Here is a 26646-nt window from a genome sequence, read left to right as displayed (position 1 = left end):
TGTCTTGGGAGATAGACGCCGAACCACCGCACCGCTCCGAACTGAGGGGTCGGAGTAACTCGACGAGCCTCATTCTTCGAGTTGGGTTTCGATCCGCCGGAACGTTTGGACGGTCGTCAGACCATCTGCGTCCAATTCGTCGACTCTCTCTTGGATTTGTGCAAGCGAACGTGCTTCCCGTCCTCGTATTCGGCCCGCAACCCGATCGTGATCGGCGAGCAGGTTAACGATGTCTCGAGCATCATCACGCAAGGGGAACGCCCACACTGCGTCGGCATCGACAGCAGCCATCTTATCGTAATCATCTGCTACTGCGGGCGGATTATTCGACGTCATTTCGACCTCACCAACCCAGATGAGATTGTCATCAGCGTCGAATCCAGCGACGTCGAATATCGTTTCGGGATCCTGCTGGTAATACCGCTCAGCGCGCTCGACGTCCTCTTGCTCACTCAGCCACTGAAACAGCAGTTCGACACCAACCTTGTGAGGCGTCTTTTCTCCGAGATCGCCTGTCCCGGCTTCAGCCGTGAGCGTCTCGCCAAGCAGTTCCCGCCCCTCCGGAAGCACTGTGTAATATGGCCGCCGGTCGACTTTCGATTTCTCGAGAAGGTTCTGTTCGATCAAGACAGGGGTATCGAGCCCATCAAGCCCCTCTTTGAGCTCGTCCATCCCATTTAACAGAGAGTAATCATCTAACTGCCGGTTCATTGCATCCAGAACGCGTTTCAGGAACGTTGCGTCATCACGAGAAAGGCCCCGTGCTCGAAGCGTCTCGTCATCAATCGGTCTAGTGTCCGTCGCCTCTTCGTGACCGCCGAAGAACGAACTCCCCGCCGCCTCGTTCGGCGACTCGCCGTCGCTCTCGGTGTCTGCTCTCGAGTCGCCGTCTTCGATCTCCTCGAACGTCGCCTGGTCGGGAGGATCGTCCGTCTCATCGTTTGCGTCTTCGGCCGTCGACGAAGCTGGCTGCGTGTCCGACTCAGGACCCTGCTCTGGATCGAGTCCCGGTGTCCCTGCTTGCTCTGGCTCAGACTCTGGGTTTGCTCCCGGCGTTGCTTCTGACCCCGCATCCGGTGCTGGCGGTGATCCAGCACTGCGTTCGATTCCAGAATCGTCCCACGGTGACCACTCGAGTGTGTCCTCGTGGGTCGGCACGTCGAGGCCGTACTCCTCGTCAGTCCGTTCGATGACCTCCGGCAGGATTTCCTCGTCGAACCGTTTCTGTTCGGCCTCCGACAGCGGATCGTCGCTCTCGGGATGGCCGCTGATGATCGGCAACGAGTGCAATGTCAGTGGTGCTGGTCGCTCCTCGCCGAACTGTGGGCTCGCGAGCTTCGTGAACCACTCGCCCGACGCGATTCGGTTATTCCGATTGCGAACGTCTTCAACCGATAGGTCGTCGTGGGTGAACGTTTTCGCAAACCGATCCGTGATTGAGATATCGCCTACGAGCTTCGTATGCACCTCCGTCAGTAGTTCCTCGTACGCCCCGTTCCCATCATCCCAGCTCCGGACCTGTTCGGGATACTGCATTACGAATCCCATGCTCAACCCCGACGACCGGCCTTTCGGGAGTAACTGGTCAGCAACCAGTTCGGTCGCGATGAACGGTGCTGCCTCCTCGAGAATGACGTTTACCACGTGCTCCGACGACGGCTGCCGTCGGTGCTGAATCGAATGCCACAGGTTACTCAATAGGACGGTCGTCAACCCACGCTGGGCGTCGAGCGTGAGATCCCCGATATCGAACAACACCGTCACGTCTTCGTCGAGGAGATCACGGAAATCGAAATGAACGTCCTGGTCGTGGAACCCGTAGAGGCGGTCCCCACCCGCATCCCGACCGGGTTTGTGTCGCAGCATCCAGTGGAGGTGACGATCCTCTTTCAGTCGGTTGAGTCGATTGAGCACCGCACTCATCGTCGTGTGGAACTGGTGATCCTCTTTGTTGAACTGATTGGCTAACGACCCGTGGATGTCCTGATTGATATCCGAAATGTCTGGCAGTTCTCGATTCTGCTGCATGCGCGTTGCAGCCTTGACCAGGTCGTCGAATCCGAACACGTCGTCACCGTGAACGGGATCGAACAGCGCATGGATGAGGAACGTCAGGACTTCGTTCGCGACGAACGCCTGTTCGTGACGCTCCGACCCCATGATCATCCGCATCAGCGCGTGGAAGTGGTCGGCCTTCTCCTTGACTGCCGTCTCCCGATCGTAGCCGGCCTCAAGCGCGGGCCGGAGGTCGAAAAACGAGACCGCTGGGAGTATTTCGGGCTCGCGGAAGTAGTAGACGTCCTCGAGGCTCCCGTACTTCTTGTAGTGGCCCATCAGGTAGTTAGTACACATCCCGTCGCCTTTCGGCTCGAAGAGGATGTTCGGCCCCGGCGTCGTCTCGGTGAGCGAGAGTAACATCCGGTTGACGAGTTGGCTTTTCCCCGCCCCAGTCGTCGCGCAAATGAGCCAGTGGCGCGTCTGGAGAGCTGGCGGTAATCGAAGCGGGCCATCAACGGAACTGGTGGGGTCCTCGCCAAGTGCCATCCCCGTCGTGTACTGGCGGCGCTGAGCAGCATCTAGACCGGGAAGGGTGGTCCGACTTTCGGGATTCGCGTGGGTTTCCTTAGTGGCCTCATCAGTGAGATGTTCGGTACTCGGCACGATGATCGTGTTACAGAGTTCGTTCGGATCGAGATGGAGATCAGGCGTCGAGCGACCGAGACGCTTGCCGGTCACCACGTCGCGATCGAGAAGCCGATTGAAACAGCGCCGCGAGTACGTCTGGCTGCGGCGGGCAACCAACCCTTTGTCGTACAGGTTCTCGCTCTCGATCGAGTAGAACTCTCCTTCCAGGGGGTCAAACACCGTGCTAATGGTTCGGAGCGACTGTTTGAGTTCAGATGTATCGCTGCTGGCTGATTTCGGCGGGACGGTCACCGCTCGCAGGTTGACCGTGAACCTATGGCTCCAATCCTCAGCGTCAAGCTTCTCGATGTAATCCTGATCGGCTTTCGAGATCGGTTGAGATTCCCGGCGGCGGCGCTCCTCTTCGGGTTCGGGGCCATAGATGGCGTCATTGATTGCGTCGTTGAGGCCCCGACTAATTTTCTGTCCCCACGTCTCGCGCTCGCCTTCGATCAGTTCGATTTGTTTGTTCCCACGATGAGTCGCATCCGGCTCACCGTTGAAGGCGGCTTGAAAGACGATCGGATGGTCGGTCGCTGCGAAGTGGTCAATCAGCACTGTCAGCGGCGCATGCGAGAAGTCTTTCGTGAAGTCCTCGTCGCCCAAATCCTCGTTGAAGCGCCTGATCGGTGTCATCGGGTCGCCGCTGCCTGTCCATCGCAGACTATACGGTTCGACTTCGTCCGGGTGGGGTCGGGCGAGAACGCCCTCACCGGTATCAACGGGCGTCTCGAGGCCGAACGTGAGTGACCCCTGATCGCGGTTTTCCGCGTCCTCTCTAGCGCGCAACGCATCAAGATCGACACGCGGGAGCTGCTTTCCCAGGGGCGTGTCGCTCCCGGGTGTCCGCGCCCCTGTATCAGTGTCGTTACCGCTGCCATAGCCACTGATCACGCCGCCGTCAGCGGCGGCTGGCTGATCCCCATTGCCGTGGACGCGAGCGAGTGCATCGGCTTCCTCGGGTGTACACTGGACCGTGCCGTTCGCGAGCGCGGTCTCGAACTCCTCGTACGTATACTGCTGGGGAGTGACGAGTTTTTCGGCGAGATCGACCGTCACCCGTTCAAGTTCGACCGTCTCTGGATAGACGGCTTTGAGACGGTCGTAGAGCGTCCCGAAGTGTTGATCAGTCGTATAGTAGAACTCGATCGGTGCGTCAGTCCCATTGCTGTAGATGGTGAACTCGAACGTCAGCGGGTCGGAATTGGAAAACGGATTCAGTCGCTGCCAACGAGAGCCACCCTTGCGATCGAGATTATGCAACGTACTGATCTGGCTAACGATATCCGCTGGGGCGCGTTCGCCTGTCGACGGGACGACCCGCACGTACTCCTGTTTGCGATCGAGGGGGGACTCAGTACCAGCCTCGAGGTCGAGGACGATACCGTGAACCGCGGTCGGATCCGGAATCCCTCGGCAGTATACTTCTGGGATATTTGATATGAGCGTGCTGAACGTGACAGTTCCATATGAGAGCAGCCGACCGATGATCGATTGCTGGCAGGCCGTGTCGACAACCCGCTCGAGTGAGAGTTCGGTGAATCCATCCTTTCGGATGCTCCATTTCCGAACGTAGAGTTTCTCAGTAGTAAGAACGTAGTCGGTCCGAAGCGCTCGGACGGCCGGAAGTGCTCCGATCGTGACACCCGTGAGGCCTATGAGAAGCGGGATCACGCTAAGCCACCACAGCGGGATCACTGCGGTGTCCACTATCAGCCCGATCTCGACCGGCGCGAGCCCAACGAGGTTCGGCCCGGTTGAGTAGCCAGCGATGCTGGTGGTTGCGAGTGCGACTGCAAGCCCGACGACAAGGACCGCGGCTGCGTACGCCCAGAGCCCACCCCGGATCAGCGGGCTTCCAGTCCACTGGACGTTTAGCTCGTCAACCGCTGCGATATCGGTATCTTCCTCAACGATCCATCCGAGCTGAGCAGTGTCGCCAACCCCATCCACAGGTTCGTCGTCAGTCGCTGACTCGTGCTCTGTGTCGTCTTCGTCGGACGGGTCAGTCTTCGACCCGGATTCGATGTTGGTGTCAACGGTCGTGCGGTCTGGGGTCGATCGGTCGTCGACTGGTGGATTGCTCATGTTTCTTTCACCTCATCGGCGGAGGGAGCGTCGTGGTGGCGACGCTGCTCTTGCAAATAGTCGGCAAGCGGCCCGTCGTCAGAGTGCCGATAGTCGAGGATAGTCCGTTCACGCGGAGTGATCTCGACTGACAACTCCCGCCATTGGTGATACTGTCTCGAGATTCCCTCCGCTCCTGGCAATGCGAGAAGGCACTCTATAGTAGGGTCTCTGGGTGTTGGGTCGGTGAGAAGTCCAGCTCGTGCAGCATCGTGTTCTTCGAACCCGATGAACTCTAATGCTGCTGGTGGGACGCGTGCCGAACGGAATGCCTGGATCGTCCCACACAACCGCACGATTTGACTCATGTGGATGGCTCTGTTCTCGATAGTCGCAACAGCCTGGGGCTCGGCCACAAGCCAGAACACCGTCTTCGAGGTAGGCACTTGATCAAGCAGTCTGCGCAACGGGAGTTCAAGCGACGAGTTCAACAGAAAGTCATTCGCGTCATCCATTATGACCAGTGTCTCCCCACTGGTGTTCCGGAACGTCCGTCGCAGCTTACTCATGAGCCACTTACCGATAGCGATCCCAGTGAGCCCTCTGGGCCGGGGAGCGATGTCAATATGAATCACCCGTGGCTCACACTCACCAGTAGTGAAGCGCCACCGAGCCGGAATCGGACTGACAAACGATTCGAGGCGTCGAACCCCGAGAACCGAACTGAGCGGCAGCGCAAGGCGGGTGTACAACGACCGACCCACCCCCGGCCAGAGATACCGTCCTTCGTACAATTCGGTGATACCACGATAGTCGATACTCCGTGATGGGCTTCCGCCAGTATAACAAATAACAACTGTCCGAGAAGAATCACCATCGAGCCACTCAGCTGCCGCCCGTGCAACACCAGTCGTCTTCCCCGACTTCTCATCGCCGATTGTCAGGATATGTGAGTTGTTCTCACCCCCCTGTCGACTGAACGGATCAACACGAACAACCTCGCCAGTATGCGGGTCGGTCCCAAAGTTGATTCCTCGCCCCGACGTCGAACGATCTGGGTCAGCACGCGAGCGATCAGTGTGAAACGCAGCCCTGTATCTCTCACGCAACACTCGCCACAGAGCCTCGTCTGTCCCCATTCGCTCCCGACCGAGATCTCCATCACTCTCGAAGTCGGTTTCAGACTCGGTGTTGGTGTTAGTCGTTGTGCGGTCTGGGTTCGATCGGTCGTCATCTGCGGAACCAGTCATGGATGAATCACCTCGTGTTGTCGAGTTGATGAACGGCGTCTCGTCCAGACGGCGGTTTTAGTCGTCATCGGACACCCCCTCCACCGCCTCAGCTTCGTCTGATGAACTGGCGCTGGAGATTGACTGATCGTCGCTGTCAGTGTTGGATCGCTCGCGAGCAGCATCGATCCACTTCTCCAGAAGCGTCGAGGCGATGAGCGTCTGCTCCTCGAGGGATTCACGATCCGCCGCCGCGAGGTCGTCAACGGTTTCGATCCCCGCCTCACGGAGCTGACTGCTGTAGGACTCTCCAATCCCAGTAATCGTCGTGACCACTTGGCTCTCGTCTTCAATGTCCGCTTCTTTTTCTGGCGCCTCCTCGACGACATCCTCGCTGTCGTCTTCAGTGGCCTCGTCATCCCATTCCTCTTCAGACTCTGCAGGTTCGGCCTCCTGGTCTTCATCATCTCCGACTTTATCCTCGGCACGAGTGTCTTCTTCAGCCTCATCGTCCACATCCGTAGTGTCGCTGTCGGCCCTTTCGGCTCTAGCCTCGTTGTTCGCTTCAGAGTCTGTTTTCGCCGTCGTGTCCTTCTGATCTCGCTCTTCGTGGATTGCTGCCAGAGCTGACTCAAGGGGACCTGGGCCGTCGCTTGTGTCCTTGGTATCGTGTTCGCCCTCCGCCTCACCGCCCTCTTCGTCTTTGCTCTCGTCAGCTCGGGCGTCGGATGACTGACTAACAGTCTCCTCGCCCTCGTCTGCCACCTGCTCATCGCTGTTCGCGTCGGGGCCCGAGATTCCGAATGCCCGATCCAAGGCTTCGGTGTCGCTCACGTGAGCACGCATGTAGTGGTGGAATGCGCCGTGCGTTTCCGGGTCGTAACTCAACAACGCATCCTCGAAATTTCCAGAGGACACGCGGAACGTATACCATTCTTGTTCATCGCTGAATCCGACGATGCCAGTCGTATACCCAACGTCGGCCTCTCCCGTCACTGCCTCGCTGGTGACGAAGTTATACTGGCTCTCGTTTAGCCCGAACGCGTCAGCGACCGACCGATCGAGGTCCTTTAACCGGAAGAACTCGGTGGTCGTACACTGCCCTCGAATTGCATCTTTGTGGCCTGCTTCGTCGTCGTTCCCGCTAATGAATTCGTCTGCACGATGCGAGAGGAACCACAGCCCCGCGTCGTAGTGCCGCCAGTGGCGTGCAGCCTGCTGGAGCCAGGGCAACATCTCCTCGCTGTGCAAAAGGTAGTGCGCCTCGTCGATGACGAAAATCGTCTCTCCAGGTGCGCGCTTGACCATCTCGTAGACGTTGCGCAACAGGAGTTGGAGCATCGTCGACTTGTCTGCCGTACCCAGTGCTTCGATCTGCTGCAAGTCCAGGTAGTTGACTTCGCCCTCCTCGAGGGTCACTTCGCTCTCCCCGATCAAGTGCTGGTAGCGCCCGTGCTTCTTGAAGCCGACCAGCTTGCGGAGGAACTGCCGCACCTCCTGTTTGACCTCCTCTCCTTCGATATTATGGCCCGAAAGGGTGTACTCGGTGGGGTTCTCGAGCATCGCCGTCGTCTGCTCGATAAAGTCGTCCATCGTCGGACTCTCCCGGCCGTGGGTCTCCGGCTGACCGGGGTAGATTCCCGCCTCGCGGTAAGTTTCCGTGACGATCTCGCTGACGAGGTGTTTGAAATCATCCGGGTCGCCGCCCTGCGCCTTGATGATCGAAAGAACCCATCTCACGGCCGAATCGCGGGCCATCCCGAACGGATCGACGTCTTTGGTTGCCATCACCGTCTCGGGCGTTTCCTGGATCAGCAGCGGGTTGATGGTCGTATTCCCGTCGACGACGATTCGGTTCCCGTTGACTGCCTCCGTATGCTGGTAAAAGTCGCCCATCGTATCGAGCAACACGACCGTCCGATCCTCCTCACCAAGCCACCAGCGCAGTGCCTGCTTGCCTGCATGGTATGTCTTCCCCGACCCCGAGTCCGCTAATGTGAGCTTATGCCCGGCCCCGCCTCGTTCGAACTGGCTCGCGACGATCTTCTGTCCGTGATGTTCCGAGCGACCGTACTCCACCCCATCCTCGTCTTGAACGTTCGACCGGGCAAATGGGAACAGGGCACCGAGCGCCCCATCGCACACCATTGTATAGTGGTCTTTCCACGATTGCTCATTGTACTGGTCGCGAGCACCCGGAGCGCCCGATTTGAACAGTTCGTCGGCTCGCGATGACGATATCGCGGACAGTTCCGCAGGCGTGTCCTCGACCGCGTTCAACACTGGCTCTTCAGCCTCCTCGAGTGCTCGGCGTTTCGCGACATCAAGGGTTAGCGTCTCCGGGGATTCGTACCCCTGTTCGATCTGTTCTTCGGCCAGATCGAGTGCTCGCTTCGATCCGGCCCGGACAGTGAGATAGCCGTTGAGCTCGAACGGCCGGACTGTCGTCTGTTTGAGGAGCCGATACATCGCCTGGTAGTAGTGGACGTCCTCGGTCATCACCGACGACTCGATATCGTCAACCTCCTGCCGATCACTGATATCCGCATCAATATCCTGAATCCGTGGTTTGAGTCGCTCGATCGCGTCAGCCTTGTCGACCGGGCGTGCGCGGATGCGGAAATCGAAATCAACCCCACCGAGCGTCTGCAACGCTTTGAAGATATTTGATGGCGGGCGTTTGCGCCACCCAGTCAGCCAGTACGTCCGTGCGTACTGATCGCCGACCTCGACATAATCGTCGTGGACGTCGACAGTCCTCGGAGAAAGGGCATCCTGCAAGGGCGAAGAGTCTACACCACGATCACCGTCCGTCTCCGAGTTGCCCAACGGATGGAACAACCCTTCTCGAATCCGAGCAAGCGTGGTCGTCTCTGATGCTGTCTCCGAGTCGTCGATCACATCCTCGGCAGGTCCAGCTTCAGCGGGTGATTGGAGCAGTTGAGTGACAACGCTGTCCGTCGGCTCCACCCCGGTCGCTCCGCCATCGCCCGCGACTTCAACCTCATCGATGCCTGCAACCGCATCGAGCGATAGCTGCCCATCGGCCTCTTCGCCGAGGTCTTCTTCTGCGGTGGTTGCCTCCACGTTGGTTCGAGCCTGCTCATCAAGATGTGCGTCGACCGCTCCCGGTCGGTGACTCTCCTTCTTCGCCTGCTCGTGCTCGTGAGCACCCGATTCGGCCGATTTGATATCAGGCCACACCGAAAGGTTCGCCGTCTGCGACGCTGATTCGTCGCTAAACGCACGGTGTTCGACTCCGGCCCAGTATTTCGCCAGGAGGACCGCGTGTTCCGCGGGGCCAATCAGCTCTCCCGAACAGCCGCTTACCGAGCCCGCGACGGCCTTCGCCGAGGCGACCCGATCCCGCAATCGACGCCGCATCTGCTTGCGCTGGCGAACATTCGAGGACCCACCACTCCTGAGCGAAAACAGTGAGCCGTCATTCTCCTGGAATCGGTCATCGAGATCGAAGGGGTCGACCTCAACGACAATATACGAACGAAGATCGCGAGCATCCCATCCTTCGGCCTCCTCCTTCTCGAATTGGACGTAATCTCTCAACAACTCTCGGGCGATGACCCACTCGTCACCACCGAACCGGTCACTATGGTATTGCTCGCGGTACTTGTCCGTAATCTCGTCGACGTCGGTATCAAATGTCGTCATGAAGAAATCGAACGGGCCATCCATCTCGCGGCGGATAGCGAGCGTGAGGTCTTTGACCATCTCGTTCGCCGCTGAAGGAGACTGCCGTTCAGTATGCCGACCATCTACACGCACAATCGCGACATACCGGCCATCCTCCATCTCAGCAAATCCGTTCGCGAAGATGCGCTTGACACCGTGGATCGGTTCGATCGACGACTCAACGTGATCTCGTGGATACTGCCAGCGAAGGACAACTGATCGAAGGCCCGCACGGGCGCGGTCCAGCCCGGTCGTTGTTTCATAATCCGTCGTCGCCGAGATCAGGATCCCAATCAATGCCAGCGGAATCCCGATCGCCGCCGTCGTCCAGAACAGCCCGGATCCACTCGTGAACGGCGAGCTAAAAATCCCGAAAAAGAAGACAAATCCCCCGGGTGCGCCGTAGAGAAGATGTTTGAGGGCGTACCCCTGGATTTTGATTGATGAGTCGACGTACGGAAGCGCCAACTGTGCTGGATCTCGATTCGTTTCCTCTGAGCCGCTTACCGTTGATTGGGTTGACATTGGGTTGGGTGGTTAGGAGTTCAGTATCCGATCGATGCGTTCCTTCTCCATTTCGTCGAACGTTTGATGCTCATAATCAGTATCAATCGGGTCGACACTATCCTGGTCCGTGTTGCTCGTCTCGACTGACTGCCCGGTGCTCCCGCCGGAAGACCCGCTACGTGACGACGAGCCCCCGCCACCACCCGTACTAGACCCGGGTGACCCATCGTCGCCAGAGCCACCACTATCCGTGCTGGATCCCCCACTACTCCTGCCAAACCGATCGCGGATCCCACTGGTCCACCCGCTACCAGTGGAATATTGATCGAGCGTCGTTTGTTCGCCAGACCCGCGATCATAGAAGTCGGAGGCGATGCGTTTGACTTCTCCCGGTGCTTGATGGACTGTTCGATCCAACGCTTTTTCCGTTTGCTCCCTTCCCATCTTGATCGATGCGGCGAGCTGGGCCTTCTGAAGGAACTTCCACGGAAGATATGCGAGTGCGAAACCGACCCCGAACGCGATTAACACGATCGAGCCGGCAGTTCCCGCGACCGATTCGCCCAGCGGGAGGAATATGAGGAATCGTAAGATGATCGATTGGATGATCGAGAGTGCCAGAATACCCCCAAAGATGAACAACCCAAAGCTGCCGTAAGCACGAGCTTGACCGTGAGACGCCCATGCAGCCCACATCAGAGGCCAAAACAGCCCCACGACATACGTCAGAAAGTTCATTGCGATGATCGCGACTAAGGCTGCGATGACGATGATCCCCTTGAAGAAGACTAAGACAGCCAACACAATCACTCCAAGCCCGAATCGAACGGCGCCGTCGACGCTGATGAACTGCTCACCATCGGGATAGATTTCTTCAGCCAGTTCGGCAAATAGATGCAGTAAACCGGGGAAGAACACGAACGTCCCAAATATCATCAGCCCTGCAAACCCGACCCGCTTCCACGATCGCCGTCTCTTTTCGGCGCTATCATAAGAAAACGAAATGCCGAACTGCGTGATGAGCCACATGATACCGAGGACAAGCGGCCACGACATCACCGAATAAACGGTCTGCCAGAACCCACTCTCAGGTTCGGTCCAAGTCGAGGGATCTGTCGCCTCACCAGGTGCGGGAACTTGGATAGCATACGCGTGCAACGCGTTGATAAGCGCAATCAACTCGTTGAGTGCTGCCGTGGTGAAATACACCGCCACAGAGTGAGCCCACTCGCCTGGCGAATGTACTGCATCGGCTCCGCCCGTTATTGTTTCCTCTGCGGCTTTCGCCGTGTCGTAGATGTTACCGAGTCTTTCAGCCCCCGGAACATTTTCTTCAGCAAAGTCCCGGCCTTGACTGAGGAACTCATCTCTATAATTTTCGGCATTCTCTCGAAAAGAGGGGGTATCTCCACCACCTCCATCCTCCTCAGATGCATTCTCATTTGAGTCATCTTCTTCCTCACCAGTGTCTTCGACCACCACGTCTTCAGAATCTCCGCCACCATAGTCGATCGAGATGTTCGAGCTGCCATCGGGCTCCGCACCGAATCCATCATCGTCCGATTCATTGCTCTCATTCTCTTGGGCCTCGGCGACACCCACACCACCAAGTAACGGGATACTCAGCAGTCCGAGACCCAAAATCGCTATCAGTATCCATCGTGTATCGATTGGTAGCTGGGATCCCATGCCCGATAATCAGAACAGGAATGGCATGACAACCAGTATCTCGCCGCCCTCGAGGCAGCTGTCGAGGTTAACACCGAGATAGTCAAGGACTGCGCCCATCGACCCGAGGAACAAGCCCCCGATGAGCGTAATTACGCCATTGACAACCGTGTTGCGCTCGCCTCGGCGACCACTGCCACGGCCAGTTCCCAAGAAGCCGATCGCAACTTGAGCCAATCCGATCAGGATGAGGACCAACGTCAGCAACCCAAAGAAGAGGAATATGGCCTGTCCGAGCGCGCCCGAACAAGCAACACTACTAGCTTCCTCGAGCGCTGACTGGGCAATAACTGGCTGGATCAAGATCACCACCGCTGCGACGAATACCGAGATCTGAGCTATTGCGACACTCTGGCCAACCAGGGCACGTTTCGTTGCTTGGGTTAATTTCCCATGGCAATTGTTATCCGAAGCCATACAAGAGCCACTCTAGTCAATTGTATAAATAATTTTGGGCGAATTTCAGTCTATTTTACTAATTCAACATATCTTAGAATTTCTTTAAAGTATTTCAAAATTACGCCCCATAATTAAGTATATACAGTATTTCATATTTAGCACTTCTTCCATTAGCTATTAGTTTTGCGTCGTTTTATAAGAAATCATAAACAAGTATAAAGAATATAGCAGTGGAGTCTCTTCAAACTAAGAGGAGACACCGTGTGAAACCCTCCACACTGACTCGTCGAAAACTCTTAGCCGGGATCGGGGCTACCACAGGGACAGCAATCCTCGCAGGCTGTGGCGACCAAATGCAACAGGGTAGGCAAAGGTATCGCACAATGGAGGGCGGAGACGTCTCACCTGTAATCTCTCCCGAAGACTATGCACAGCAGTTTTCCGAGGTCGTCAATCTCGTCGGCGATTTCGGTGCGGACCCATCGGGCGAACAGCCGATCGATGGCCCTCTCAGACAAGCCTGGCACAACGACCGGCTGATCCTACTCCCGGAAGGCGAATACAAGATGAATCGCCCCTTCCGACGGACGAGTACCTCGAACGTTGGGTTAATCGGCCAGAACGCGACTATTCGGCATGGTGAGGTCAAAGCAATCAATAGACACACTGTCGATCGGGGCGAGTATACCGGCTCTACGATGATGTTCCGTATCGGGACCCCAACGAACCCACATGGCGATCTCGTCTTCGGCGGCCTCATTTTCGACTGGGGATGGCATGAAAACGCGGGAATGCAGGGCCTCAATGCGTTCATCGATGGACAGGCTGAGATCCGGAATATCGTCTTCCACGGGACTCATTCACTCGGATCATTTGCCAATTTGCGCGTCGCGAGCGCCACTCCCGACTCGGTCGCTCTCGTTGACTCGATCGATATGCGCGGCGGCGGGCTCCATTATATCGATACGATCAATACCCGAACAGAGCGCCGGTTCGATGAGGGACCTGAGCATCCCGATTTCGGGCAAAGCTGGGGATCGACGGGGTTTACGGGCCATCCCAATCAACAGGGGACGACCGTGATCCGCAACATGGTCTGTGGACCCTGGCCCGATAACACGGTCTACCCTCGGGGGGGCACCGGTCGAAAGATCGTCTCGGGGTGCACCGTTTGGAACGGCGGTGGGTCCCAGATTCGGAACAATGGAGGCAATGATTGGGAACCCGTTGAATGGCTGGATGGAACCGACGACAAAGAGGAAGCCCTCAACGGGCCGTATCCAGGCTCCGTCATTGAAAACTGCCACGTCCTGATCGATGAGAAGCCGGAGGGTGTCTACATCAACCCGCGTGGAATCCTACTCCAAGATGGCCCGCAGCTCGTGCGCAACTGTGAAGTCGAGATCTCGTATGCCGAGGGCGGCGGGGCTGGAGGGACGTACGGCTTCGGGACGCGCGGGGAAGGCGGATCGGCACCGGCCGGCCCAGCCGTCGTCGAGAACTCAACAATCACGCTCCACGAAAACACGGATGCGATCTACGTCTCGCCGTACACAAACTCCCTCGAGGCCCACGACATCGAGATCAACACTGTCGGCTGGGAGGCTGGCCTTCGTCGCCTCGTTGGTGGCGTGGGCATCGATAATCTTCAAAACGTTATCGTCAACTCAGACTGACATCCTTTCTGGAAACAGGTGTCATGTGTTAGCGAAGAGTAACTGACGCAAGGATTTCTTCTGCCAACTCAGCGTACTCCTCGTCGTATTCTGGTCGCGAAACCTGGACGGAAGTCAAGTACTCGTTTCCATGCTCATTCGCCAAGAGTTCGTGAGCGAAAAGTGGATTCTCTGGGCTCTCAGTCACCTCGATGACGAACCGATGGCCATCCTCACCGCTCGCGAGTGTCATCGGCTCGTCTTCATGGATTTCAAAATCTGGGTTGGGCTCGAAATTCTGTCGGTAGTTGGTGATATCCCCCTCAAGATCGAGAGAGGTTTCCCTGATATCGATCCAGAGCCATGCAGTTTCGTTGGAGTTAGCGATTATAACCGGGATACTCTCGTCCGTCTCGACCATCTCCCAATCAGCAGGGTAGTCAACCTGATAGGACAACGCCTCGATAATGATCTGCTCGAACTCCCTCTCCCCCTCAGACTCGTCTTGATTGCTTTCGGAGGCGTTCTTGTCGCCGTCACTCGACTCATTGCTGCTGTTGTCGGTGCTGTCGTTGTCCAGATTTTCTTGGGCTTCCTCAGCCGTATCGTTCTTCTGTGTCTCGTTGCCGTCCGATTCGTTGTCTAAATCTGCTTGATCGCCTTCGGAGTCGTTCTCATCACCGTCATCCGATTCGTTGTCGTTGAGTTCTTCGTCGAGTATCGAGCTGTCATTATCTTCAGGTTCGCTCACCTCGGCGTCGTCCGATCCAGTATCGTTGCTTTGGTTGGCGTCTAGTGATTCGGTGTCGGTGGTTTCATTCCTCTCACCATTTGGTTGGGTCGATGTGTCTTCCGACCCGTTGCCATCCGTCTCATTCTCCGGTTCCCCAGCCTCCTCATCGTCATCTCCAAGTCCGAGGCATCCCACCGTTCCACTCAGGATTATGAGGGTCCCAGCTCCCAAGAGCCAACTACGCCGTGACAGGCGACTCTGGTCTGCCAGGTATTTCTCGACCATCGTTAGTTGCTGCTGTCGTTACCGTTGTCGTCTTCCTCAAAACCGTCGGAAATTTCTATGGTCCCCTCAATCCGATCCTGAAATTCCTCATTGGACATGTCTCCTGAATATAGATCCCGTGCCCACTCTCCTTCAATGGAATAAGATCCTTGCTCCTCGCCTTCGTAATCTATGATTGTGACGTGAAGTCCCTCCGTTTGCTCTACGAACGCGCCCTCATACTCGTCTGCCATCTCATTTTGAAGAATATCCTCAAATGCTATATACTGTGCAGAGAGGTCAAATATTTCATCAAATAGTTCCTCCCGATCTTCTGCATACGTCCGATACTCCAGAGAGATAATACCATCCTCCATCGACCCATTTGTGATTTCATACCCATTGTTAGTCAGTAGTTCTTGGAACATCTCATGGGTATTTTCCTCTCTTTCACTTTCTGATAGATTCTCCTCTGCACCTCCTTCACTATCACCAAGGAACGAGTCCCCACCAAACCCCTGATTATCGAGACCGTCCGTCTCATTCGCTCCCTGGTCAACTGATAGTTCGTCGGCGTCACCCTCGGTATCATTCTCAGCTGGACTGTCAGAGCCACCCGCATCCCCGAGCACCATGAACGGCGCGACACCGAGGCTTACGACCAGCAGGACCACCACTGTGAGGGCGAAAAACGTCACTGCTGCCGGCATCACCCCTCCGCCGGGAGAGAATCCGGGCGTGTTGCGCCGTGCGAGCCGATCTGCCACTCTGTTGTAGTTCGAGAACACGGCGAGCGCGAGAACCACCGGCACCAGTGGGAAGCAGACGAGGTACAGTACGAATACGACCATATTGCGCAGTGTCCGGCCAGCTGCCATCCCTGGAATATACGTTGTGAGTGCCATTGGCTCGCTTTACCTGTTCTATAATACTCGATATCTATCGGTAATAAAATTTCCCCCAATATTGTAACTCACGACCACCATGATCGGAGGTGGCCTCGGAGGAACGCCCACGCCCCGATCAAAACCGGCGGCCACACCACCAGCACCATCGCCAGTAACTGGGGGCTCAGCCCGAATCCTTGGAATATCAGTACAGTGGACCCTGCCGCAACTAGCCCCAGGAGTACCGTACTGTAGAACGGGAACAACAACACGCAGAGTACCGCTACCCCAGCTGGCAGGCCGATCCAGACCGCCTCGTCCTCAAGCGTCCCTTGTCCTGTCCCTGCACCCCAGGCAAATAGGCGGGCAAGCAATCCAACCCACACTGCGAACACGACCGCGGCAACAACTCCTCGCGGGCTCGCTCGCAGCGCCCCGATCCCATACACGCGCGGGCCGTCGTCCCGGAAGATATCGTGATCGTGGCTGTTCTGGTGGCACGGTCCGCACAGCGTCTCGAGGTTCGACAGGCTGTTCGACCCCCCGTTGGCGTACTCTTGGATATGATGGGCATGGAGTTCTTCACCCTCGTTTCCAGCGTGGGGGCCACTCTTTCGCCCGCAGTTCTGGCACGTCCAGTCGTCGCGTCGGTACACTCTCTTGCGGCGTGCCTCCCAGTCCGGCGGGAATCGCCCCGAGTAGTTGTCGGGATTGTCGTATCGTGCTTTGATTCGGTCTGAAGATCGACTCATTCGCGGGCTGCCTCCACGAGCCGTGTGTCCATGGAATACCAGAGGCTCGATGTAACTGTAGGGTCGCCGTTGAGTTCGTCCGTAAGCGTTACGTGGTCTCCCAAACCGGCGAGCAACGCACCTGAGACGGTGAGGAGCCGCCGTCGATACATACAGGCATATCTTATATTACTCTACATAAGTGTTCGCCAGAGAGAAAAGGCTCCAAGAGAGTTACCCCACAACAACTATAGATCTAGACCTCGTGGGGTAACTACGAAGACGATGGCCGAAGACAAACCAGAACCACCGGACCTCCCAAAGACACTCCTCAACCCACTCGAACGTCAGTCTCCCGACCGGCTCGATGAAGTAAGTGCGTACGCTCGTGAGCTCGCTCGCTGGAAGCGTGCCAAACGCGAACAAGAACTCGCCGAAGCGCGAAAACGCGAGTCGATTAGCGACGACGAACAGGCCGAACTCGAAGCACGTGGAATCTCGACCGATCCGGCCGACTACGACGACGTCACTGCTAGCGGAGCCTATATTACGATTAAGGAAACGAAACCTGGCTATAAATATTATTACTGGCAATGGAGATCTGGAGAGGATTCCTGGGAGAACCAATACATCGCACCTGTTGATCCAAAAAACACGACTAGCTGACACCCCCCTCACCACTAAATCCATCAGTGACACACCTGCAATCGGAATCGATCTGGGAACAACCAACAGCGCGATTGCCCTTGCTGAGGCGGACACAGCCGAGCTCACAATCCTCGAAAACGGCTGCGGCGAGCGGACCACACCCTCTCGGCTCACCATCAAAATCAGGAACCCCCGGGCTTGACGCCGAGGCACTCGGTCTGTGCCGCTTGGAGAGTTGTAGCCTCCTCATCCACACTCGGTGACACTGTTAAATACGATAAATAAGTTTAGAAAGCAATAGATAGTGTTAAGTGGTGACATCTAACAGTTATGGCGTATGATAGAGAACCCCAATGAAGTATCAACAACTCCACCTCTACTGATTCTTCCAGGAGTGTTCGCTTTGGGGGTAACGTTCATTCTCCTTCACTTTACTTTGGAAAACCCCTTTGTGACGATCTCAACAGCAGCACAAGCAGGAGACATGGAGGGTCTTCTGCCTCTCTTGGGTGCCGCTTTTCTTCTTTATATAGGAATGGCTCTGGCATGGATCGGAATAGTATTCGTTCTCAGAAGCCGGCGTTCAGGATGATCCCTATCGATGAAGAGTTCCATCTCAGAGAACGCAGAATTTCGACCGATCCTCAGGAGTACAAAGGCGTAGCCACCAGTGGTGCGTACATCACGATCAAAGAGACGAAGCCCGGCTACGAGTATTATTACTGGCAGTGGCGGGAGGGCAACTCGTGGAAAAACAAGTACATCGCGCCCGTTGATCCGAAGAACACGACCAAGAACTGAGAGTGGTTCTATAGACATCCGTTCGTACGCCCAGAAAGCATCTCCAGGACGAGATTCATCCTCTTGGTGACCAACTGTCTCACGAAGAGGTGCCTCTATGAAATCGGGTCTGAGAGATTTCACACCTCCATATTCACATGAATCATTGGGATTTTGAGAGTACACCCGGGCAGAACTCCTGTTTCGAGTTTAGATTCACAAGTGGTATGAATCAGGCTGACTGAGGGCCATATCTGTGAACGACACTAGCGTAGCAATCCAGAGTCAATTACAATAATACGCTTGTAACACAATCTCAGAACTGTGTTCGTGCTGTCTTTTCTCAAAAGATGAGAAGGGGACACGTTGTGAGGGTGAAATGCCAATAGAGATTACCAATAGCCAATGCGAGGTGTTGATCAACTTGTTTACCCTCAACCACAGTCGAGCAGGCAGATTATAAGCCCGCACCGGCTGGGTCCACCATGTCGGCCGAAGAAATAGGCCCAATTCGGGAAGAAGTTGCTTATCAGGATTCGTCGATTCACCAGTGTTGCGTGATTCGTTGTTCGATCGCAGCGAGTACCAGTGACACGATATCCAATGGGTGCACTGACGAGACTGTGAGATCCTCAACTTTGTCACCGGTTGGCGGCTGATGGAAATGGAGGCGTGCGTTGTGTGAATTAGGGTGGCGGTCCCATCGACACTCCCACTGGTCTCCGTTTGCACGGGTTTCGATATAGTGCATCGAGAAGTCTCCGCTCGTGAACCAGCGAATATCCAAACGGGTAGTCTCGATTGCGGGCGGATATCGGCCCACATCAACCAGTGCGCGGAGAAGGGTCGGCTCGTAGCTGTCGGGTTCGAACTCGGTTGTGGTGACCACTGATTCGTCTGCGAGGATACGTTCGAGAAAGCGGAGAGTCTGTCGATCGGGTGGGCCTGTCGATGCTGGCTCGTCATCTGGTGACGGACTCATCTACGCTGGCAGGAGGTGGCCATCGTTTTGGACGAGCTGGCGTGCGAGGTCGTACAGGCGAATATCCCGGTCGATGGACTGCCACTCGCTGATGGCGTCCATCCGCTCGTGAATTAAGTCATGATCGTCCTGATCGAATACCGATACCGACGCTGGATCCGTTGTCTCGAACCGCTCCTCGAACTCGTCTTGACGATCTTCAAGTCGCCGGACGCGTTCGATAATCTCCTCGAGGCTCAGTTCTTGTGCGAGGCGACTCGCCTCCTGCCACTCGAGGTAGCCATCGTTGCGTTCGTACCGAGCGGGACGGCTTTCGCGATCGGCGCGCACGATGCCCATTTCTGCAAGACGTTCTAAGTGCTTTTTCGCTGCGTTCGGAGAACAGTCCGCGATCTCCGCGATTTCGGAGTAGGGCGTTGGGTCTGTAATTCCGAGGATGGTATCATAGACACGGCCGAACGTGTCAGTACTCTCGTGCCAGCGGTGTCGGACCTCGTCGACGGCCTCTGCCGGTGGAGTGGGGTCGAAGTCGGCCATAGCTCTTCCTACGTACTACTCCGCAATATATCTTTAGAATTCGCATATATTTGATCAAGGAAGCTCCGGCAGTCGATATACCATCATATGGTTTATTATCTGGAGTTATTAGTTGGGCCGATATTGTGTTGTTGTAGTTTTCTGAACTGGGAAACCACACCACACAAAGGTTAAGTAAATCAAGGCTAACCCTCTAACCACTGAGAACAACCGGCTTAGAATTACACAGACACGGAGCGAGTCGCCTTCCGTAACGCGATTTCGCCGATCACCTGCAAAGCTCGAATACAACAGTACTCGGCTTCACACCACCACGTCATCAATGTCCACCGACACGAGCACCGACTCACCACGCTATAGCACGATGGACCTCGAGGACTGCGAAGCCTTCTATCACGAGGAAATCACCCAAGAGATGCAGGCTGATGGCCTCGATCCCGACCACGAGACACCGACCTATGCCTGGCTGAGTGACCGCTATCGAGGCTTTATCGCACATCTCTCCCGGACCTTCGACCTCTCACCCGGAGACTTCTACGATGAGATCGGCGTTCCGCCACACGACAGAACCGAAGAGAGCCCGTTCGCGTTCGTCGACGATCAAGACACCCGTCAGGCCCTCGAATCCTACCTGCATGAGCTCAGGGACCGACAGGGGCGGGCTGAATCGACAATCGCAACTCGGCGCTCGGTACTTCGCCGCTATGTCGAAACCTACCAGCAGGTGAACGACACCGATGACCTGCTCTCTCCCCTCCAGTCTGAGCAGGGCAGTTCCGAGGAGAAAACCCGTGTCGCGGACACATTCGACGTCCTGCGACGACTCGACGAGACGCTGAATACGCACGCATCACGGCTCAAGTACGTCCAGGAGGTCCGGCAATTCTACCAACACCGCGTCGACTTCGGGAAAGCCGATTACGATCCAACGACACGGCTCGAACGGCGATTTGGATGGGATTCGACGCCTGACTGGGACAATCCCGCACTCGAGGCAGATCAGATTCAGTCACTCTACAAGACGGCTGAGACGCCAGCTGACCGCCTTCTCGTCAGTGGAGTCTGTGGATGGGGACTCCGGCCGAGCGAGGTCTGTGCTCTCCATACGCGCCAGCTCACGCTGACTCCCGACGAGGATGATCCCGAGGGTCCGGATCCGTACATCGACTTTGGCGAGAACGAACGCAAGAACGGGCCGGGGACTGTTGCGTTGCTAGTCGGTGTCGAGGAGCTCGAATCGCGAATCAATACCCTCCACGACGAACATGGCGGCGACTGGAACGGCTACCTGTTGCCATCATCCTCCTCAAAGTCCGGTCACATCTCCACTGAGACCGCCCGCCGGCACTTTCAAAAACTCGCTGAGGAGGCAGGAGTGACCGTTGACGGATCGACGCCAACCCCGAAGATGGGGCGCCGATACTGGTATACGGCCTATGGAGCCGCGGTCAAACGGGTGGCTGAGCGGTTCGAGGATATCGCAGAAGAACAGGGATCGAAATCAGCCGACGTCGTCCTCGATAACTACCTCTCGAAGGCGGAAAAGCGAGGGCACCGCCGCGAGGAGATGCGTGGCGACTTGGAAGGTCTCTTTACGGTCGTCGATTCGTAGCGACTCGATATATTCTCTGAGCCAGGCGACAGCCAGATCAACGGTATCCCTACGAAGTGTACTTGCCGAAAGCAGTATCAATCGTTTCTGAAAAAAGGAATCCAGCAGAGGGTCCTGAAGATTGGGTTCTTACTCGATTTCGAGCTCTTCTTTCAGCTGCGGGCTCTCGAGACCAGCCCGGAAGACGGCATTGAAGAAATCCTTATTCTTGGAGAGATCTTCGCCGTGAGCTGCATAATATTCTGTATCAAGTTCCTTGAACTTCGTCCGCATATCGTGGTAAACGCTCTCGAAGAGATAGACGTTTACGTTGTGGAGGTCACGAACAGCGAGCCCCTTGTTTTCTGCATCTATCGCCATCTGTCGGACGGTTTCGCCGTGAGCCTGCAACGCCGGGTCCTCCTCGACTTTGACAGATGTGTCTTCAGTATCTGAGGTATCTGAGAGGTCTGAAGGCTCGGACGTATCTGAAGAATCTTTTATTTTGGATTCCGTCGTGGCAGACGCTCCATCCACTGTATCTTCTGTATCCGAATCGTATGAGGAATTGGCTTCATCATCCGATCCGGGTGGGACTGAGGTATCTTCCCTCACCTCAGCCTCTTCGGGATCCGCTGTCGCTGAACCTCCGCCACTTCTCACCTCATCCATACTCCAAAGTTCGCCCTTTCGCTCGTCAAGATCATCTTGGTCATCCTCACTGCTCATGCTTTCACCTCTGTCGTATGGCGTTCGAGCATTGCCGCGATTTCGGTATAGGCCTCACGAGCATCTTCGGTTTTCGCGGTATCCTCGTGAGTGAAGATGGAGACACCACTATTCCAGGCACGCCGGATAGCGACTCGGTTCGGAACCTGAAATACGTCGTATGGTGCATCATTAAAGAACTCGATCATCTGCTTGGTATCGTTGTTCTGGACGCTCTCGACGGAGTTTATGACGATTCCGAGGATATCAATGGCCTTGATCTGACCAGGGAAGCTATTCGTAAGATAATCGATCTCCTCGTTCATCTTCTCAATGGCGCGGATAGATCGCCGAGTTGGCTCAACAGGGATAAGAACTGACTCGGCCGCGAGGAGAGCGTTGTCCAGAATTTGACTGAGATCAGGTGGGCAGTCTATAAGGATGAAGTCGTAGTCGTGCGTGAGCTCGTTGATAGCGATTTTGAGCCGCATCTCGCTGTTCGCGACCTGTGTGACCAGCATGTCCTTGAGGCCGTCCATCGCCTTGTTAGCTGGGATGACATCGAATTCATCATGATGCTGGACGATATCGTTGATTTCTTCGGTCCGTGAAGGATCGACCATCACTTGGTGGAGTGACGGAATCTTCTGGTCGTAGAGGTCGCGAAATCCCGTGCCCTCGGTTAGGGTTCCTTGCGGGTCAGCATCGATTAAGAGAACGTCGTGCCCTTCGTTGGCGAGCGCACCACCGAGATTGATCGTGGTAGTGGTCTTCCCGACCCCACCTGCTTGATTCGAGATGGCGATGATCTGTGTCATGTGTCTATTGTATCTGAGGCACCTGATATAATTGTTTGTCAGACGTATCTGTGGTATCTGATGTGTCTGATAGTTCTGATCGAGACCGATTACGATACTGGAAACTTAGTGGGGTGTATCTGGAATACATGAGAAGACTGGTCGGACTGTGGCCCAATCCCCCAATCGTTCCGATTCACCTGTTGTGTCTGATATTACTGAGCAATAGATCGTACGTGAATAACTGGCATGACTGACCTGTCTGGTATATCTGAGGTGAGTTACTAAACGCAGATTTGTTCAGCTTTGAGGCTGCAATCGTATCTGAAGTATCTGAGGCCAATGCTTTGGGTAGGGCCAGAATCTCTCCCCACCTGTGTATCTGATGTGTCTGAGGTAGCTGAGAATACTCGTCACCTGTTTGTCCGGATACGCGGGTTCTACCGAGATACCGATTTCCGGGAAGTGACAACCAAAAAGTGTATTGAAGGAGCTATGACTGCACTCCCTCCCCCCGTCATCGATGTGTAAAATCATGAGATGAGGAAGAAGGTAACGACATAAGAAGGTCAAAACTGCCGATAAGGCCGTAGACGCCGAGAAGGAGGATTCAGAAGCAAGAATTCCATACTCATGAGAAAAGCATATTGTCTGACGAAGTTTTATGTATGAGCCTTCACAACCAAAACCGTACTAGAACCAAGTACGAAAGTTAGGAGGAGAAAACTTCGACTAACTGAACGACGGTGATCTCTGAAACGTCCATCCTCTCTTCTCCTCTTCCGGGTGTTCTTGGCTATCTCACGTCCTTATGATGATGTATACCATTTCCCTTAGTGAAATTATCTCCTCTCTCCCCCGTTGTTTACACTTCGATGACGGGGGGTGGGGGTTACGAGATTGTCTATCCTGGTGGTTCTCGTGTAACCTGAGTGGAATACAAGGTGTGGAACGTCTTTTGTCTCTAAACTCGGTCGACTGAGACTTCGATCCTCTCTCACCTCCTTACCTCGGTCACCTCGGCTTTACACATCGAACACGGGGGGAGTGTAATCCAAAATGAGCCTCCACACCTTTCACTGATTGTGGAATTCTTTTAGCTGAGCGTTTACGACTGAGCTGAGGAGTTCCTCCTGCTCAGCTATACCCTCAAGACGAGTGTCATCGATAATCCGGGTCATCATCGCTTCTGGGTCACCTGTGAACGTGAATTCCATATACATCCCGCCACCTCGTCCTCGGCTCTTTCGGGATGCCGAAATCAACCCATACGTCGAGAGTTCCTTGACGTATTTGACGTACGTTTCACGGGTCATCTGGTCAGCATCGAGTTCATTCGTCACCCACTGGTAGACCTTGAATCCGACCGGACTTGGGACGGAACTGCCTGTCCAGTTCGAATAGTGAGCAACTGCTGCAGTCGCATATAGTGAAATTTTCTTTTGTGTTGTGAGCCCCTCAACGAGTTTCAGCGACCGGTCTTTGTCGATCTCTTCTTGGGACTCTCGGACGTGGTCCTCTGTGACTCCTTCATCTCCACGTTCGTCTGCGAGGTCCCCGGCCCCGCGGAACAGGTCGATAGCTTTTCGTGCGTCACCATGACTCTGCGCAGCGAACGCTGCTACGAGCGGAATTACGTCATCTTTGAGGGCATCTTGACGGAAGGCATCACGACGATTTTGGAGAATTTTGCGCAACTGATTCGCGTCGTAGTCTGGAAAGTAGACATCACGGGGGTTGAATGAACTCTCGGCACGCCCATCGATGTCTTCCATGAATTTTGGATCGTTTGTTAGTGCTGCTACGGACACGCGGCCTTCGATCTCGTTGGTGTTGCTCGCTCGTGACAACTGATACAGAAGTTTCGAGTATGCGGGTTCGTCGTTTTCGCGCCGGCCGACCAAGAGGTCAATCTCATCAAGAATAAAGATGACAGAGTCATAATGTTCGTTGATAAGTTCGTACAGGCGTCGGTACTTGCGCTTCGTCGACACGCCTGTTTCTGGTACGCCGATTTCCGTACCGATGTCCTGGGTAACGGTTTGGACGAGTTCGTAGACGGCCTGATCAAGAGTATTGATCGGCTGACAGTTAATATCGACAACTCCGAAGCGTTCGCCCTTTGATTGGCAGAGTTCGATGATCTGCTGTGTGACTGCCCCGATGATGAGTGACTTACCTGTTCCAGCGGGACCGTACAGCAACATATTCGGCGGCCGATTTCCTTGAAGTGTCGGCTTCAGAAACGAAACAACGGACTCAAGCTGGTCGTCACGACCGACGATCCGCTCCTCATCGATAATCGTGTCTGGCTCGACAAGGTCACGGTTTACGAAGACTGATGCTCCCCCCTCATCGTCGAGCATATCACGGATTGACCGCTGAGTGCTCTCTTCAGTAGATTCCTGATTCGAGCTCGCGTCTCCGGCAGCATCCTTGCGGGCGGCTTCTATCTGCTGTCCACCCTCTGTAGAACTAGTTCCTTCATCAAGCGTGGATTGATCCGCCCCATCTTGATCACTACCGGCCATATTTCCCATGTACACCGGAGCATTAAAAAGTTTGACCTCCGTCGATGTTTATTCAGTCTCTGTAGCCAATATAATGCCTAAATTCTACGGTCTAATGGACATAGGTTCGAACCGGCACCGAAGTATATCTGGCACGAACCCCCCGTCATCGATGTGTAACACAGAGCCGTCGCAATTCCTATAAACTTGAATATGTATGTCGAAAAACACCATCCCCCCATGATCGAAGTGTAAATACTAGGCCGTACCTCCCCGTCATCGATGTGAAAACCGGTCTAGTCTCTCTTCCTTGTTGGTGTGGCTCAATGATTTTCACTTCGAAGACGGGGTGTCAAATTGATAGAAAAACAACGTCTCGTTACCGAAATTCTCCTATTCGTCCGGATTGACTGGACTTTTGTATTTCGACGTCACCGAGCTTGACCGATCACGCGTCGTTGGACGGGTGCGTTCTCGTATTTGACCATCTTCTCGGGCTTGTCGGGGATGGTCTCGTAGATCTGCTGGAGCGTCTTTTCGGCTGCGAGCAGGTTGTGCTCTATTAACCAACATTATTCCCTTTCTGGGAAACGTTGGTTAAGACCTCAGTTCCAAATCTAACTACGTTGATCTGCAATACTGATAACCGTCGTTGACTACGTCGACCCCTGTTGAGAAATTGCCGCATCCAATCGTTCCCAGACGGTCTCGAACGCTGGCGGATTTCCTGTAAGATCTGGGAGCGTTGTGTCCCACTGCTGGCGAATTACGTCCTGCTGGTCCTCCGGAAGCCCGGTCGCCAGATCGACGGTGAGCCCGTCGTGTTCGCACTTCGCTTCGAATGCGGGCCCCACGTCGGCAAAGTCAATGGTGACCGAACCGGTTTCGAGTAGTTGGTAGAGGTCATAGTAGTCACGGGCAGCCCCGCGCTGGTAGATCGCACGGAGCTTTTCGGCGAAAATCTCCTCGACGCTGTACGCGTGGAGGTTGAATTCGGGGATGTCCTCGTACGCGTGGGTATGCTGAACCGGGTCGAAGGCGACATGCTCGTCGACCATTACGTCGATGCTGGTCGTATTGGGGTGGCCGAATACGGCACGGTACTGGATACTGATGTCGACGTAGTGGGTCGGGTAGTGCTCCTGCTGGGATTCGTGGTGCTCTCGAATCGAGAACTTGATCCCGGAGCGATCGGCGACCGTATCGAGCAGCGCTCTCAACTCTCTCTTTGACCCCTGATACTGGCCTGTGACACCGAAGTCGAGGTCCTCGGAGAAGCGCCACGACTGCGGAAAGTACAGTTTGCTCAGCGCCGTGCCGCCCTTGAACAGCAGATTTTCACCATAGTCGCTCGTGAAGATCCCCCAGAGGAGCCACGAGTTGACATAGTTTCAGTCGATCACATCGGGTTAGAGTAAGTGTCTGCTTGGAGAGTGCGTGCAACAAACCCAAGCAGACAACGAGGTAGAGGAAGAGCACCTGCTTAATTTTGTCGTCAACAGCCTTGGAGACGAGCTC

At 55.3% G+C, this 26646-nt stretch carries 20 protein-coding genes and 1 pseudogene; 6 read left to right on the top strand and 15 right to left on the bottom strand.

The window, feature by feature from the left end; genetic code table 11:
• Positions 1-69: 69 nt before the first annotated feature.
• The 4 genes from DVH23_RS20440 to DVH23_RS20415 form a co-directional block, all read right to left on the bottom strand.
• A complete protein-coding gene (locus tag DVH23_RS20440) occupies positions 70-4773 on the bottom strand; it encodes a helicase HerA domain-containing protein (protein WP_114579230.1) in 4704 nt (1567 codons plus the stop codon).
• Between the two features lie 1286 nt (positions 4774-6059).
• Positions 6060-10139 (bottom strand): helix-hairpin-helix domain-containing protein, encoded by a 4080-nt coding sequence (locus DVH23_RS20430; RefSeq protein WP_157972528.1) that lies wholly within the window; start codon positions 10137-10139, stop codon positions 6060-6062.
• Between the two features lie 69 nt (positions 10140-10208).
• Complete coding sequence (locus DVH23_RS20425; protein ID WP_198668033.1) at positions 10209-11780, bottom strand: hypothetical protein; 1572 nt, start codon at positions 11778-11780, stop codon at positions 10209-10211.
• A gap of 96 nt (positions 11781-11876) precedes the next feature.
• Positions 11877-12323 (bottom strand): hypothetical protein, encoded by a 447-nt coding sequence (locus DVH23_RS20415; protein ID WP_114579225.1) that lies wholly within the window; start codon positions 12321-12323, stop codon positions 11877-11879.
• A gap of 365 nt (positions 12324-12688) precedes the next feature.
• Here DVH23_RS20415 and DVH23_RS20410 point away from each other — a divergent pair, with 365 nt between their 5' ends.
• Positions 12689-13981: a hypothetical protein gene (locus DVH23_RS20410; protein WP_114579224.1), complete on the top strand. Its 1293-nt coding sequence runs from the start codon at positions 12689-12691 to the stop codon at positions 13979-13981.
• Positions 13982-14009: 28 nt separating this feature from the next.
• Here the strand turns inward: DVH23_RS20410 and DVH23_RS20405 are convergent, their stop codons facing one another.
• From DVH23_RS20405 to DVH23_RS23860, 4 genes are all read right to left on the bottom strand, one after another.
• Positions 14010-14978: a hypothetical protein gene (locus tag DVH23_RS20405; protein WP_114579223.1), complete on the bottom strand. Its 969-nt coding sequence runs from the start codon at positions 14976-14978 to the stop codon at positions 14010-14012.
• 2 nt (positions 14979-14980) lie between these two features.
• Positions 14981-15862, bottom strand: coding sequence for a hypothetical protein (locus tag DVH23_RS20400; protein WP_157972525.1), 882 nt, complete (start codon positions 15860-15862; stop codon positions 14981-14983).
• A 68-nt stretch (positions 15863-15930) separates the two neighbouring features.
• The gene (locus tag DVH23_RS20395; protein WP_114579221.1) at positions 15931-16596 is read right to left on the bottom strand and encodes an HNH endonuclease; all 666 of its coding nucleotides are present in this window, start codon (positions 16594-16596) and stop codon (positions 15931-15933) included.
• Positions 16593-16748, bottom strand: coding sequence for a hypothetical protein (locus DVH23_RS23860; protein ID WP_157972524.1), 156 nt, complete (start codon positions 16746-16748; stop codon positions 16593-16595). The genes DVH23_RS20395 and DVH23_RS23860 overlap by 4 nt, the downstream gene beginning before the upstream one ends.
• Positions 16749-16860: 112 nt before the next feature.
• Here DVH23_RS23860 and DVH23_RS20390 point away from each other — a divergent pair, with 112 nt between their 5' ends.
• The 4 genes from DVH23_RS20390 to DVH23_RS20380 all read left to right on the top strand — a co-directional run bounded on the left by DVH23_RS20390 (position 16861) and on the right by DVH23_RS20380 (position 18024).
• Positions 16861-17241: a hypothetical protein gene (locus DVH23_RS20390; protein WP_114579220.1), complete on the top strand. Its 381-nt coding sequence runs from the start codon at positions 16861-16863 to the stop codon at positions 17239-17241.
• A complete protein-coding gene (locus DVH23_RS20385) occupies positions 17216-17425 on the top strand; it encodes an Hsp70 family protein (protein ID WP_232833858.1) in 210 nt (69 codons plus the stop codon). The genes DVH23_RS20390 and DVH23_RS20385 overlap by 26 nt, the downstream gene beginning before the upstream one ends.
• A 135-nt stretch (positions 17426-17560) precedes the next feature.
• Positions 17561-17815, top strand: a complete 255-nt coding sequence (locus DVH23_RS23855; RefSeq protein ID WP_157972523.1) for a hypothetical protein — start codon at positions 17561-17563, stop codon at positions 17813-17815.
• Positions 17812-18024: a hypothetical protein gene (locus tag DVH23_RS20380; RefSeq protein ID WP_232833857.1), complete on the top strand. Its 213-nt coding sequence runs from the start codon at positions 17812-17814 to the stop codon at positions 18022-18024. The genes DVH23_RS23855 and DVH23_RS20380 overlap by 4 nt, the downstream gene beginning before the upstream one ends.
• Positions 18025-18547: 523 nt before the next feature.
• Here the strand turns inward: DVH23_RS20380 and DVH23_RS25345 are convergent.
• Both DVH23_RS25345 and DVH23_RS20370 read right to left on the bottom strand, forming a co-directional pair.
• Positions 18548-18985 (bottom strand): hypothetical protein, encoded by a 438-nt coding sequence (locus tag DVH23_RS25345; RefSeq protein WP_114579219.1) that lies wholly within the window; start codon positions 18983-18985, stop codon positions 18548-18550.
• On the bottom strand, positions 18986-19522 hold the full coding sequence (locus DVH23_RS20370; protein WP_114579218.1) for a winged helix-turn-helix domain-containing protein: 537 nt from the start codon (positions 19520-19522) through the stop codon (positions 18986-18988).
• Positions 19523-19844: 322 nt separating this feature from the next.
• Between DVH23_RS20370 and DVH23_RS20365 the strand changes: the two genes are divergently transcribed.
• On the top strand, positions 19845-21134 hold the full coding sequence (locus tag DVH23_RS20365; RefSeq protein WP_198668032.1) for a tyrosine-type recombinase/integrase: 1290 nt from the start codon (positions 19845-19847) through the stop codon (positions 21132-21134).
• Positions 21135-21263: 129 nt separating this feature from the next.
• Here the strand turns inward: DVH23_RS20365 and DVH23_RS23850 are convergent, their stop codons facing one another.
• From DVH23_RS23850 to DVH23_RS24765, 5 genes and pseudogenes are all read right to left on the bottom strand, one after another.
• Positions 21264-21842, bottom strand: coding sequence for a hypothetical protein (locus tag DVH23_RS23850; RefSeq protein ID WP_157972522.1), 579 nt, complete (start codon positions 21840-21842; stop codon positions 21264-21266).
• Positions 21839-22639, bottom strand: a complete 801-nt coding sequence (locus DVH23_RS20355) for a ParA family protein (protein ID WP_114579215.1) — start codon at positions 22637-22639, stop codon at positions 21839-21841. Before DVH23_RS20355 ends, DVH23_RS23850 begins: the two co-directional genes overlap by 4 nt.
• A gap of 1055 nt (positions 22640-23694) precedes the next feature.
• Complete coding sequence (locus tag DVH23_RS20350) at positions 23695-25149, bottom strand: orc1/cdc6 family replication initiation protein (RefSeq protein WP_394342648.1); 1455 nt, start codon at positions 25147-25149, stop codon at positions 23695-23697.
• Positions 25150-25784: 635 nt separating this feature from the next.
• Positions 25785-26519: pseudogene (locus tag DVH23_RS20345) on the bottom strand (nucleotidyl transferase AbiEii/AbiGii toxin family protein); the annotation flags it as partial.
• Positions 26467-26646 (bottom strand): hypothetical protein (locus tag DVH23_RS24765; protein WP_232833856.1); only part of this gene is annotated, 180 nt, incomplete at its 5' end. The gene DVH23_RS24765 and the pseudogene DVH23_RS20345, both read right to left, overlap by 53 nt.

Source organism: Saliphagus sp. LR7, assembly GCF_003344565.1.
GTDB classification, from domain to species: Archaea; Halobacteriota; Halobacteria; order Halobacteriales; family Natrialbaceae; genus Saliphagus; species Saliphagus infecundisoli.
The sequence above is the reverse complement of the archived record's forward strand: the minus strand, read 5'-3'. Positions and strand labels throughout refer to the sequence as shown.